Annotated in this window: 12 protein-coding genes and 2 pseudogenes; 3 read left to right on the top strand and 11 right to left on the bottom strand. The window is 38.7% G+C overall.

The genetic code is table 11. The features are described from left to right. Positions 1 to 28: 28 nt before the first annotated feature. The 5 genes from VB797_RS21245 to VB797_RS21225 all read right to left on the bottom strand — a co-directional run bounded on the left by VB797_RS21245 (position 29) and on the right by VB797_RS21225 (position 3,493). Positions 29 to 658, bottom strand: coding sequence for a hypothetical protein (locus tag VB797_RS21245; protein WP_323239731.1), 630 nt, complete (start codon positions 656 to 658; stop codon positions 29 to 31). After that, positions 624 to 1,016, bottom strand: coding sequence for a hypothetical protein (locus tag VB797_RS21240; RefSeq protein ID WP_323239730.1), 393 nt, complete (start codon positions 1,014 to 1,016; stop codon positions 624 to 626). Before VB797_RS21240 ends, VB797_RS21245 begins: the two co-directional genes overlap by 35 nt. Before the next feature lie 198 nt (positions 1,017 to 1,214). After that, positions 1,215 to 1,586 (bottom strand): hypothetical protein, encoded by a 372-nt coding sequence (locus tag VB797_RS21235; protein ID WP_323239729.1) that lies wholly within the window; start codon positions 1,584 to 1,586, stop codon positions 1,215 to 1,217. An 80-nt stretch (positions 1,587 to 1,666) separates the two neighbouring features. After that, positions 1,667 to 2,674, bottom strand: a complete 1,008-nt coding sequence (locus VB797_RS21230; RefSeq protein WP_323239728.1) for an ATP-binding protein — start codon at positions 2,672 to 2,674, stop codon at positions 1,667 to 1,669. 105 nt (positions 2,675 to 2,779) lie between these two features. Further along, the gene (locus VB797_RS21225; protein WP_323239727.1) at positions 2,780 to 3,493 is read right to left on the bottom strand and encodes a hypothetical protein; all 714 of its coding nucleotides are present in this window, start codon (positions 3,491 to 3,493) and stop codon (positions 2,780 to 2,782) included. A gap of 248 nt (positions 3,494 to 3,741) precedes the next feature. Here VB797_RS21225 and VB797_RS21220 point away from each other — a divergent pair, with 248 nt between their 5' ends. The 3 genes from VB797_RS21220 (at position 3,742) to VB797_RS21210 (ending at position 5,991) form a co-directional block, all read left to right on the top strand. Next, positions 3,742 to 3,951, top strand: a complete 210-nt coding sequence (locus tag VB797_RS21220) for a hypothetical protein (protein ID WP_323239726.1) — start codon at positions 3,742 to 3,744, stop codon at positions 3,949 to 3,951. Between the two features lie 308 nt (positions 3,952 to 4,259). Next, positions 4,260 to 5,048 (top strand): DNA-damage-inducible protein, encoded by a 789-nt coding sequence (locus VB797_RS21215; RefSeq protein ID WP_323239725.1) that lies wholly within the window; start codon positions 4,260 to 4,262, stop codon positions 5,046 to 5,048. Next, the gene (locus VB797_RS21210; protein ID WP_323239724.1) at positions 5,041 to 5,991 is read left to right on the top strand and encodes an ArsR family transcriptional regulator; all 951 of its coding nucleotides are present in this window, start codon (positions 5,041 to 5,043) and stop codon (positions 5,989 to 5,991) included. The genes VB797_RS21215 and VB797_RS21210 overlap by 8 nt, the downstream gene beginning before the upstream one ends. Before the next feature lie 111 nt (positions 5,992 to 6,102). On the opposite strand, the pseudogene VB797_RS21205 reads toward VB797_RS21210, so the two are convergent. The 6 genes and pseudogenes from VB797_RS21205 to cysS form a co-directional block, all read right to left on the bottom strand. After that, a pseudogene (locus VB797_RS21205) lies at positions 6,103 to 6,492 on the bottom strand (metallophosphatase); the annotation flags it as partial. A gap of 31 nt (positions 6,493 to 6,523) precedes the next feature. Continuing rightward, complete coding sequence (locus VB797_RS21200; RefSeq protein WP_323239723.1) at positions 6,524 to 7,891, bottom strand: IS4 family transposase; 1,368 nt, start codon at positions 7,889 to 7,891, stop codon at positions 6,524 to 6,526. Between the two features lie 389 nt (positions 7,892 to 8,280). Then, positions 8,281 to 8,652, bottom strand: a pseudogene (locus VB797_RS21195) (metallophosphatase); the annotation flags it as partial. Positions 8,653 to 8,689: 37 nt separating this feature from the next. Further along, positions 8,690 to 9,499: a metallophosphoesterase family protein gene (locus tag VB797_RS21190; protein ID WP_323239722.1), complete on the bottom strand. Its 810-nt coding sequence runs from the start codon at positions 9,497 to 9,499 to the stop codon at positions 8,690 to 8,692. Then, positions 9,496 to 10,272: a GTP-binding protein gene (locus VB797_RS21185; protein ID WP_323239721.1), complete on the bottom strand. Its 777-nt coding sequence runs from the start codon at positions 10,270 to 10,272 to the stop codon at positions 9,496 to 9,498. The genes VB797_RS21190 and VB797_RS21185 overlap by 4 nt, the downstream gene beginning before the upstream one ends. A 110-nt stretch (positions 10,273 to 10,382) precedes the next feature. Next, positions 10,383 to 11,846: a cysteine--tRNA ligase gene (gene cysS, locus VB797_RS21180; RefSeq protein ID WP_323239720.1), complete on the bottom strand. Its 1,464-nt coding sequence runs from the start codon at positions 11,844 to 11,846 to the stop codon at positions 10,383 to 10,385. Between the last annotated feature and the right edge of the window lie 11 nt (positions 11,847 to 11,857).

The raw sequence follows: 11,857 nt of genomic DNA, 5'->3' as shown, positions 1-11,857 counted from the left end.
GCGGTTGCTAATTTAGGTGCAGCTTCAATTACTTCTTCGACGACGGGGATGTTGATGTACTCGTTTCCTGTGTTGAAGGTAGGGCTGCTTTTTGAGATGCTGCTAACATCGGATGTTCCTCCTCCCCCCAATTTACCGATGTCCCCAAAAAATTTTGCTCGAACTGAGTTTCGATAGTATCGAAAGCTTTATCAAAACCGGCAACTGTTTGATTTTTATTTATAGACTCTGCTTCCGTACCATTCATAATTAGATCCTGAGTTTGGCGTAGAAACGCTTCTCTAAATAGTGTGTAGCCAACCTGAGATATCGACTGGGATTTCAACAGTAACTGATATAAGTCGTAATGATAGCTCCCTGAATTTAATTCTTCAGGGGAAGTACCGATACGTTGCTTGAAAAATTCATCTAAGTTAAACTTTTCACCTAAAGCTTTTTGTTGAGTTTGGGCTTCTCGCTGTAGCTGTTGTAGCTCTAATAGTCCTTGCTCTATGGTTATTTCTTGATTTTTACACGCTCTGATAAACTCTTGAATTTTTTCTTTATCGTTTGGTGTAACTGCGTTTTTGATAATTTCAATTTTCAATACCTGGCAGATTGATTTGAGTTGCTCTAGTGGAATTTCAAGCTGCTGTGCCACCAAAGTTAAATTCATCATCTTCAATTTCCTCTTCTAATTTATCCACTAAAATTTGCGTTAAAAAGTGAGCTTTTTCATCTTTGGTTAAGAACTCCGTAACAAACTGACGCAAACTCATACGCCGTACTGAAGCAATATATTTTTTTAAGCCCCCCATACCTAGAACACAATCGATGTAAGCATTTTGTTGTACCCGCAGAAATTTGTAAGCGATATAAAAGTCAGCTAAAGCTTCCAACTCATCGCAACTGAAGTAGGTTGCTTTCTTGGGCGGTGTAAGTCCCGCCCACATACACCAGTTCTTAACTGTTTGAAGGCTAACTTTACACCGGGTTGCTAATGTACTTTGGGTATAAAGTCGCTGAATATTTTTCACGCACGTTTATCCCTATTGTTTTTCAACTGTTAGTGACGTGCAACTTACATTCACATTGAGTTGAATTGCAGTTGCGCTACATTTATGATGTTTACTATTAAAACGTAAGCTACTTTATTAGAAGGAATATCCCTGTAAATTTCGGGTAATTTAGATGCTAAAAAAATAACCCCAATTAGATTTTTTTGATTGAAGTTATCAAGTCTTATCTGAAATTTTTATGGTTCTTTGAAACTGGAATAATATGTGTAAACAGCGTAGTAATATTCCCAGCGTATGATGATAAGATTTACCATAAAACCATCCTTCCACCGTACTCTCGCTGTAACCCGTTAACTTACACAAAGTCATGATAGAAGCTTTCATATAACCCGTTGGACTGCGTTCTCCAGGGTATGGTGCTTCTACATCTGGGTGAATTACGGGAATCCAAATTCTACACCATTCTTCAGGTGACATTGGTTCTAATATTGCCAAAAATATCTGTTGGTTATTTGGTTGGCTTTTTGTTTCATTTAAGATAAATTTTGCTAACCAACGAGGAATATTAAGAGTTTGATTTTGTTTCATAAAACAAGGAGAGGCAGGTTGTTAAATCTCACACAGGATAGGGAGTTTCGCTCACGGAAACTCCCACGGATAGAGAAACTTTACACAGCTTTCAATTCCTTCTGTTTACGGTTGGATTCACAGACAGCATTCATCCAATTCTGTACCGCGACAACTTCCGAATAACCTTCAATAACCGCTCTGACCACATTCTTATCATAAGAATCAGCAGTGTACTTAGGATGAGCAGACAGAGGTGAAGCCCAAGCAAGACACATAGTTTTGACCAATTCATCAACCTTATTGTTATCAAGCTGACTTGGACGCTCAACACCATTGGATTGGAGCCACTCCTTGATTAATTCAACTGGATAATCAAGTAGGGTACGAATTTGTTTTACTCGCAAGTCTTGAGTGTCTGGAACTGTTTCTACTGTTGTCTGTGGTTGTGATTCTTCAACTGTCGCTAACCAAGATTTGAATTCAAGTGCTAGCTCCTTGCCAGGATTAAGAAAAGTTTTATCGGTAACAGCAGGACAGCGACTTTTACTAATGGTCAAAATGTGGGTATAGTCTAGCTCTCCGGCGACATCAAATTCATATTCTACGCCGCTTGCTTGTATTGGTGATGTGCCTACTTTTTTAGGACTATAAGAAGATTTACCGTTCTTTTGATTTTCTTCTATCAGCCACTCGGTTTTGCTTCGCATCGTCGCTATAATGTGACATCTTGACCCAATCATGGCATCAATTAATTTACGCTCTAAGGGGCGGACTTTTGCCCATCCGTCGAATCTACCACCTGCCATCTCCAGTTCGCTAAACCACGCATGAGTTAACGAGTCGATAATTATGATGTCATATCCCATATCCTCAGCTTGCCGAATTGCTTCAATATATTTGGCTGGATGGTGGTTGGTGAGTTCGCAGGTGTCAAAATTGAATAAATCAGCGTACTTACTTGCGCTACCTCTTTCGGTATCAATTAGAGCAATGCGATTACCAAGATTAGAAGCTATTGATAATGCTGAGTATGTTTTACCCGAACCGGATGCTCCGCTTAAAGCGAGCCTTATCTTCAAGTTCGATTTTGTTGCTTTCTTGAACATTGTTATTACCCTTCAAAAGCTTAATTGTTGATTTAATAAAATGGAAACTTTTTCTACAGAACCCACAGAGGCGATTGTTTCACCGTTTATGTGATTCCCTGTTCTTTATTGTTTTAGTACAGAGAACAAAGCCTTACTTTTATGAAGCGGTTCGTACTTTCTCAATCGTTCCCATTCTTCGCTAATCAATTCATCGAAGGGTTTATCTAATAATTCTTCGCAATTTCCGTTGTTTGTATCGGGGGTAGATGTAATTTGCGTGGTTTCTAGTGGAGAAACTTCTACCGTCCACAAAGACCATACTGCGTCAGATATGGAATTACACGGCACTTGCAGCTGATGTTGAGATGATGCTCTTACTACCCACCATTTATCGTTAGTGCAACCAACTTCACCTAGCTTCACGTCTTTGTAGTAAATACCCAGATCATTGCGTTGTTCAAATCCAAACTTTTTACATTCAGTAGCAATCTGCGCCATCTGCTCGTTATCAGTATTAACTGGCTCTACTTCTTGCTGTTGTTTCGGTAATGTTCCTTTTTTGTAATGCCAGATGATGTAGTCGTAGCACTTCATCCAAGTATTTGCTCGATGAATTTCTAAATCATTTATTACTACTACCCAGCGTTGCGTTACAAAATCACTATGGTCATGGGTAATGCTAGCTATTAATTTGTCGCTAGCATAAATTTCATGGTCGTAAAACGATATCTCAACTGTCCTAATACTGCTTTCATGACTCGTTTTCAAGTCTGTAGCAATTAGTTTTTCGTACTTATCGCGGTTAAATACTTGCTGCGTGTAGGCAATAAACGGCATAATACTAGTTCCTGTAAAAAGGTTGCTCGTGCAATCGCTTTTGCTTACCAGGCGAGATCGCGATTGCATGAGTATTTGTATATATAAAGCATATACATATGCTAGCTTATTGTCAATACATTTTTAGATTTTGTATATACAGAATGAAGTAAAAGCCTTGCTTATCCTCTAATAAGTAAGTATAGGCATTGCATAGACATAAAAACAAAGCTAGTCTATGTATAGACTGATAAAGTATAGGAAATGCTATGGGTCAATTGAACATCCGAATTGATGATGGGTTAAAGGAAGCTTTCATCAAGAAAGCAAGAGAACATAATGCTTCTGCTACAGAATTATTAATTGAATATATGAAGCAATATTTAGCAACCCCTTACAAGAACGAATCTCAGAAGATTGAAGAACTGGAGAAAAGATTAGTAAAAGTTGAGCAAGTCCTGGGGGAATTAGCAGCCTGAGAGGCGAACTTCTGTTTCTCAGGCAATGGCGCAATCGCGTTCGTAAAACTTTAAAAGTTAATTCTGAATCCCCTGATGATGAATCGGGGGATTTTGCATAACAGGTCTGTATATACAATTTTATGCACAGCCTTGACCAGTTATTATATTGCATATACTATGTATAGATAATCTATTTATTGCTTCCGCACATCAAATAACTGTGGGGGTAATCGGGCATTAATCATGAAAGTAACCAGCTTTCCTGACGGGGTGACTTGTACTAGCAGCGTCGCCCTACTTTCTAATGCGTTTGTAAGGGAGGAATTATGAATTCGATTACCGTAAATGATGGCAATACCAGCCCATTTGACCAATTAAAAAAAATTGATGAATTAGGAACCGAATACTGGTTGGCGACAGATTTACTAGCGTCTATGGGATATCGAACTTGGAAAAGAATTAAGGATACTGTAGAAAGAGCAATTTTTAGCGCTCATAATTCCGGAGTAAATATATCCTACCATTTTACCAACGTCGTCCAAATGGCGCAAATTGGGGACTCTCAGGCATTTCGAGAAACGCTCAAAGATTATAAGCTATCTAGATATGCCTGCTACATTACGGCGATGAATGGCGACCCACGTAAGCCAGAAATAGCAGCAGCCCAAAGCTATTTTGCATTCCTTACTCGTGAGGCAGAGCTAGCATCACAAAACCATGAGCTAGTTGCGTCGATCCTTGAAAAACTTGATCTGCACAATCAGATAATTGAGAAACAAGATCAAGTTATACGATTACTCCAATCCCAAATACAAAATTTACTCCCAGCTTCAAAAGTAAACTACATTCCACCAGGGTGGGATGCGTCCGTATGGAACAAACTGCCCCTGCAAGATAAACGTCACTTCCGTTTTCTGCATCGTCGCCGTGGATTTAGACCTGATTACCGTACTGAGGTGCCTTTACAAGAACTCACAGAGCAATTCAAACAGAAGCAGAGAGATGAATTAAAAACTGCTGTGGTCGAGGTATCATCCCAAGAAAAACAAAGGCTCGAAGCTTTGCGGCTTGAGGCGTTAAAGCTATTAAGGGAAGAAGGAGTTGAAAATGACTAGTTTTACTTCCGCAACATTGGGAGAAATTAATCCCCCAATCAACATCCTCAAAGAGTTTCTCGCCACATTCAACCGTCGTCAGAAATGCAAAGCTGCAATACTGTCGTGGTTTGATGGAAAGCACTATTACGGCAACTCTTGGATCAGAATCACTTTTGAGAAGCTGGCTGATATTTTGGGCTACTGTCGAGAAACAATCAGCAAACACATGAAGGAGTTGATATTTGATGGACTTGTAGAAGATAAACCATCTCATCGTTTCCCTAAAGACACCGCATCGGAATATAGATTAAATCTGCAAAATATTTCAGAAACCATAGAGTTTAATCGATGCGAAATAATTGATGTAGATGTGCCAGATATTTCAGGTGAATGTGCGAATAATCCGCCAACATCTAAAACTTACTTAAAGTTTTCTGAAAACAATAACACTGCTGTTGAGGAAGATAAAGTTGATGAACCAGAAGAAGAAACCCAAATACCTCGCTACGATGAGAAATTGGAAGAAAGTGACTCGAATCAAAACACAGACTCTGGTGTTGACCAACTTCCTCAGCCGCAAGTCAAAGTCATTACAACTTCAGAAAAGTCTGTGAAGCGAGAGATAAAAGAGGTTTGTGCTGAGTTGAAGCGATTGCGAATTAATCCAGACCCTTGTTTGGGGGTAATCAAGAAATATTGGGATAATGTAAATAGTGCAATTGCCCGTGTCAAAGAAGCGATTCATGAAGGGTGGTGCGATAATCCCACGGGTTTGTTCATAGCTACTTGTAAAAATGGGGAGAAGCCGAAAAATTCTGTTACGGACGATCTGAAAACTTGGTTTGAATGGGCGAGGAAGGAAAGGATTGCGATCGCGATGTCGTCCGGGGTAGTTTATACGCCAGACGGGGAGGCTGTACGTTGTGAGGAGATGATGCAGCGATATCCCAAGAAGGAGTAAAACAAACATTGGCACTATCGGCGGCGGTATATTAGCCGCAGTCGCACTCAATACCTTGATGGAGTCCTTAATTGAAAAGCCTGATTGTCATTGTTATTTGGGAAAAGGTGATTAGTTAGAAGCAGCAGTTATTTTTTTCACCCCAAAACCCTTGCTTATCCCATAGCTGACAGTTTTAAATTCTACTTGATTGGTATTAGGATTATAGAGAGTGTAACTTGCTTCCCCTGGTTTTCTGCCTACATTTCCCACACCTACTACCATACGTGGAGTAATATTGATGGTTTGATTTGGTGTTTGATTATCAAGAGTAGTTATTCCCGTATTAATCGAACCGGCTTCTAAATGATATTGAAAAGTTAGACCGGAACGACCGCAAAATAAATTATTCGCTTGCATCCGAGCTACCCGGTCTAAAATTATGACTGGAGAAGTTTCTGGAGTTAACGCTTCATCTACGGATACCGTAGTCCCGTGAATTAACAAAGAATCTAATTCGAATGGCACTAAGAAAAGCCGAAACACTTGTGGTTTAAGCTGTTTGCAATTTAGTGCGTAATTCATGTCGTGGTTTGGTCATTAAGGGATAAGCTTTTGGACGACGTTTACGGACTCGTGGTTCACAACGCCCTGGGCGTTCAGGAACAGCTTTGTGAGCAATAATTTTAAGTAGAGTAGAATAAATTTGAAGACGTTTTTGGGTAGAGCCAACTAACAATTGGGGAATAAAGTTATTGAAATGATGGCGAGTACCTTGCAATGACAAGCGCAACGGAGGAGTACCGTAAATAGTACCTGAAGACCACATCAAACTACGAAGTAAATTGTAAGCAAGTAAATGAACATAAATTTCTTTGCGTACCATAGAAGGGGTTTTGCATCGCAAAACATCCATTCCTAAAGTGGTTTTAAGATGTCTTAAATCTAGTTCTACATCCCAACGTTTACTGTAAAGTCCAATAATTTCTAAAGTTGAATAAGTTCTTTTATCTAATAAAGTAGTGATTAAACTGACTCTTTCTGTACGAAAACCAGGGATAAAAATGTAGTAATAAATTTCGCGCACAGTTATGGTTTGGGGAAGAGCATCAAATTCATCTTTGCTTAATCCTTTGGGACATTTTTTAGGTTTATACCAAGTAACTAATTTGTCACAATCTCCTATAATTTTACCTTTATTCATAGATATTTTACGACTTTGATGCTTACGAAAGACAGAATCACAATCAAGTTTTTTGATAGCAAATAAATCGGCGTAAGCACAAAAAGCTCTATCTCCTAAAAGGATATCTAAAGGTTGAAGAAACTGATAAAGTTGGCGAGCAAGTTTGATATCATGGGTATTGAGAACATCAATGACTAAAGCAACAGCAGCACCTGTCGCTAAACTAAATAACACACCAATTTTAGCAATTGGAAATCCACATTCAGGCTTTTGAGTTTTAGGCTGAGGATATTCTTTTTGGTTCTGTGCAGTGTCAGGCATGGAAACAGTTGAGCCGTCTATTACTTTGACATTTCGACCACACCATAAAGATTCTGTTGTTACTTTCTCTTCTAATTTTTTTGCAGCCTGACTAAAAAGTTTTTCTAGTAGCTTTTCTGATAATCTTGACCGTGCTTGACAGTAAGCACTCGTATCAGTTGAAGGAATTTCTACCCCTTCTCCTGTCAAATAAGCAATTATTTTACTCACGGTATTATGGCAACTTTTATCAGTATCTAAAACTTGAGATAAAAACGCCCATAGTGTTATAAATGGGTCAAATAATCGTTTCTTATATTTTATTTTTAACTCCTCAATAGCTTGTTCAATTATGGAAGATGGTAACAGTTCTTTAAAAGGTAATCCTAAACTTTGATTAAATTTATCCTTGAGGATTTTTACTCGCAGTGTCACAGTAGTAATAGTTAGATTTGCTTACTTGTTTCAACTAAAGTATTTCATGAGCGAGTAAGCTTTTTCTACTTACAACGAATTTTTCTTGCCCCCACGAGTGATCCAGCAACTGGGGAAGATTTGACGGCGATAGCGGAGTGCCAGGTGGGGCACGACTATTTGACACTACCAACGCAAAATCTCTATGCCCCTACCTGGTACCGCCAAATCAGCGTAGCGGTTCCCCAGTTGCGCCGCTTTTTCTGACAACACCCTCAAAGCGTCATACAGAGCCGTGCTTTGCCAACTTATTCGTGACAACCTTCTTTCGATTCCTTCCATTGTTAAATTGCTTTAAAAGCTATAGCGCTTATTTTCTATAGCTTGTAGCTTTTCTTAGTGCCATTCGAATCTAATTCAAAGAAACCAAAATCAAGATTTCGTATCCACTCTACAGTTTGACGCGAAACATTCTTCCACAGTAATTCTACTATCTCACCACCATATTTTTGCAATAAATCGGTAGGTTCCGAAGTCCCAGCCAAACCATGCAATATCAAACATTGCTCCTCCCACCATCCCTTACAAATTAATGGTGATAATCCAAACTCTGGTTTAAGCAAACGTTCTACCAGCTTTTCAGATTCCGGAGTTGGTCCGATCGCGTCCCCTAGAATATATATAGCCTCTACATAACGACTTTGACGTTTAATATCCGCCATCACTGCGTCATAAGCTGCCAAGTTACCTTCAATACCGCTTAAAATTGCCCACTTGATCATAATTTTGGATTAAGGAGTGAAGAATTATGTTTCTCAGTTACCGAGTACAAACATGAGTTGGATCATCTGCACGTTCTGCAAACTCTATACCTCGCGCTAAACGCCATGCAAAAATAGGTGGTAAGCCTTTCTCAATAATTGCGGTACAGGTTTTTTGATAATCATAAGTAACTTCTCGCAATATCACTTTCTGGATATCAGTATCATAAATTACATATGTCGCATTGGGTCGCCCATGCCTTGGTTCTCCCACCGAACCGACATTAATAATCTTTTTTAGTGGAGCAGTAAAGCTTTTTTCTGCTGATAAATTTTTGCTTTCAACTCGAACTTTTAATTGACCGGAATCCAAATTACGGTAATAAGGAGCATGAGTATGACCGCAAAAAAGCACGTCTGCACCTGATGAAATTACTCGTTCCCAGGCTATAAATGCATCGAGTTCTGGTAATAAATATTCGTGGTTGCTGTGGGGACTACCGTGAACGAAAGCTAAGTTATTTTCTTGAATAATATGAGGTAATTGAGCTAAAAAATCGCGATTTTCTGGTTTTATCTGTTTATTAGTCCACTCATGAGCAACAATACCGCGTTTTTCTGCTATTAAGGAAGGATAACTACAATCGCAAGCGTTTAAACCTTCGACGATATCTTCATCCCAACAACCACCGCAGGTAGGAATGTTTAGAGAACGAATTTTTTCAACTACCTCATTAGGATAAGGACCATATCCAACTAAATCCCCCAAACAAAAGATTTTTTCAGCTTTGTATCGGTCTATATCTAATAAAACTGCGTCCAAAGCTTCAATATTGCCGTGAATGCATGACATAACTGCTATTTTCATACTTCCATACCTTCTAATAACATCTGTTTAACTTGTTGCTGGTATTGCTTAATTAATGAATCAGATAAAAAACAATCAGATAAAGTTTGCTTGAGCGCATCTTCATGCAAATTTTCTCCTACCACTTCAATACCGCTAAAACGTTGTGGTCTACCTTCCAAATGACGGGGTAAATTTAATTCCAAAAAATCTGCTTGGGGTACATCTGCAACAAAATCACAGTAAATACTTCTACCATCATTAACATCAAAAATTGCCTTAGCGCGGGTAACATGACCATAAGCACCATGAATTAGTTCGTACCAAAACTCTGCCAAACTATCTTCATCAATAACTTGAGTATCAGTTGCAACTCTCCACAGATGTTTAGATGAATCAGTGTGAGTTCCAACTCCTGAAATTATTTCATCAGCCCAAGCATGATATTCAGAATCTTGGAGATCGAGAGGTAAAACAGCTACAGCATGGCAAGGTAAATTATTTAATATTGCCGATAAACTGCTCAAGTGTAAATAAAAGCCCAACTCTATATAAACCGCTTTAGCTTCGGATATTCGCTTGAGTAAATCAACTTCTTGAGTGTTACTGAAAACTTGGATTTGAGGAAAATCGGCTGCAATTCGGTTTTTATCTATAAAAACACTACTAGTACCGGGACTGAAATAAATGATATTTTCATCTTCGACAGTTGTATCTTGAATTTGCTGATGAATCCAAGCAGTCTTTCCCGAACCCGCAGGACCAGCTACAACGTTAATTAAAGGTACAGTCATAGATTCATGGAAATTTGTAAACCTTAAGGGCAACTAATATGTGAATGATAATCGTTTTTAGGTAATTTGGGAATGAGAAGGAAGTAATTTTTATCGGACTGATAACACTATTACTCTCGATACCAGCGAGTTTCCCCATTCGGTTGATCAATTAAATGTATTCCCACAGATTGTAAGCGATCGCGAATTGAATCGGATAAAGCGAAGTTACGATTTTGACGTGCATCTTGTCGCTGCTGAATTAAAGTTGTAATTTCTGCGTCACCTAAGATAGGGTACTCGTTTTTAGTTTCTGCTGTAGATAAAATTTCTAATCCAAAAACCTGGGCTAATTTTACTAAAGTCTGCCATATTTGCACGATCCGATTTGAGGAACTTGCAGTTTCACCTTGATGAGTTAGTAAGTTAGCTTCTCGACGCAGTTCTTTGGCAAGTTCAAATAACACAGCTAAACCTCCAGGTGTATTAAAATCATCATCCATTGCCATCTGAAAGCTGCCGATCTGAGAATTTTGTAATTCAGATTGTGGATTTAGATTTGTTTCTTTCCATGCCAATTTTTCTCCATATTGGTAGCCAAATAGCAAACCAGTTTTGAGAGTTTCCCAAGCATTTTCAGCGGAAAAAATAGCATCTTCTGTAAAGTCTAAAGGCTTGCGATAATGCGCTTGCAATACAAATAACCTTATAACCATTGGGTCAATAGGTCGCTCAAGTAGTTCTCGAATCGTCGTAAAATTACCCAGAGACTTGGACATTTTTTCACCATTCACCGTTACCATACCGTTGTGCATCCAGTAATTAGCAAGTGGTTTTCCTGTAACTACCTCTGACTGAGCAATTTCATTTTCATGATGGGGAAATACCAAATCACCACCACCACCATGAATATCAATGGTTTCTCCCAAAAGAGCGTGAATCATTGCCGAACATTCAATATGCCATCCCGGTCTTCCCATTCCCCAAGGTGAATCCCAAGCAGGTTCCCCCGATTTTGCTGCTTTCCATAAGGCAAAATCAGACGGTTTGTGTTTCTTATTCCCAGATAAGTCTTCTAAATTGACTCTACCACTTGCCCCAGCTTGCATATCTTCTAAATGCTTACCGGAAAGTTTACCGTATTCAAGGAAGTTTTCTATTTTATAATAAACATTTCCATCTACCGCATAAGCATAGTTTTTTCGTTCTAATTCGGCAATAAACTGATGAATTGCAGCTATATTTTCAGTTACACAAGGATAATCAGATGCATCGATCACATTTAAGCGACGAATATCTTCAAAATAGGCTTGAATATATTTTTGGGAAACCTTTTCCATTGATATATTCTGAGCATTAGCGCGATTGATAATTTTATCATCAATGTCAGTAAAATTCTGCACGTAACGCACTTGATAACTGCTAAATTCTAAATAACGTCGCACTATATCCCAAACAATATAAGACCTTGCATGACCCAAGTGACAATAATCATACACCGTGACACCACAGCAGTACATTTTGACCTTTGCTGGTTCTAAAGGTTGAAAGGTTTCTTTACAGCGAGTCAGGGTATTATATATTGTTAGAGCCATATGATTTTGGA

Origin of the sequence: Rivularia sp. UHCC 0363 (genome assembly GCF_034931125.1) — a bacterium.
Lineage (GTDB): Bacteria > Cyanobacteriota > Cyanobacteriia > Cyanobacteriales > Nostocaceae > Rivularia.
The sequence above is the reverse complement of the archived record's forward strand: the minus strand, read 5'-3'. Positions and strand labels throughout refer to the sequence as shown.

Coding starts and splice junctions, on each gene's coding strand:
- VB797_RS21225 (WP_323239727.1), bottom strand. CDS start 3,493: ATGCCGTTTATTGCCTACACGCAGCAAGTATTTAACCGCGATAAGTAC.
- VB797_RS21210 (WP_323239724.1), top strand. CDS start 5,041: ATGACTAGTTTTACTTCCGCAACATTGGGAGAAATTAATCCCCCAATC.
- VB797_RS21230 (WP_323239728.1), bottom strand. CDS start 2,674: ATGTTCAAGAAAGCAACAAAATCGAACTTGAAGATAAGGCTCGCTTTA.
- VB797_RS21185 (WP_323239721.1), bottom strand. CDS start 10,272: ATGACTGTACCTTTAATTAACGTTGTAGCTGGTCCTGCGGGTTCGGGA.
- VB797_RS21190 (WP_323239722.1), bottom strand. CDS start 9,499: ATGAAAATAGCAGTTATGTCATGCATTCACGGCAATATTGAAGCTTTG.
- VB797_RS21215 (WP_323239725.1), top strand. CDS start 4,260: ATGAATTCGATTACCGTAAATGATGGCAATACCAGCCCATTTGACCAA.
- VB797_RS21235 (WP_323239729.1), bottom strand. CDS start 1,586: ATGAAACAAAATCAAACTCTTAATATTCCTCGTTGGTTAGCAAAATTT.
- cysS (WP_323239720.1), bottom strand. CDS start 11,846: ATGGCTCTAACAATATATAATACCCTGACTCGCTGTAAAGAAACCTTT.
- VB797_RS21245 (WP_323239731.1), bottom strand. CDS start 658: ATGATGAATTTAACTTTGGTGGCACAGCAGCTTGAAATTCCACTAGAG.
- VB797_RS21220 (WP_323239726.1), top strand. CDS start 3,742: ATGGGTCAATTGAACATCCGAATTGATGATGGGTTAAAGGAAGCTTTC.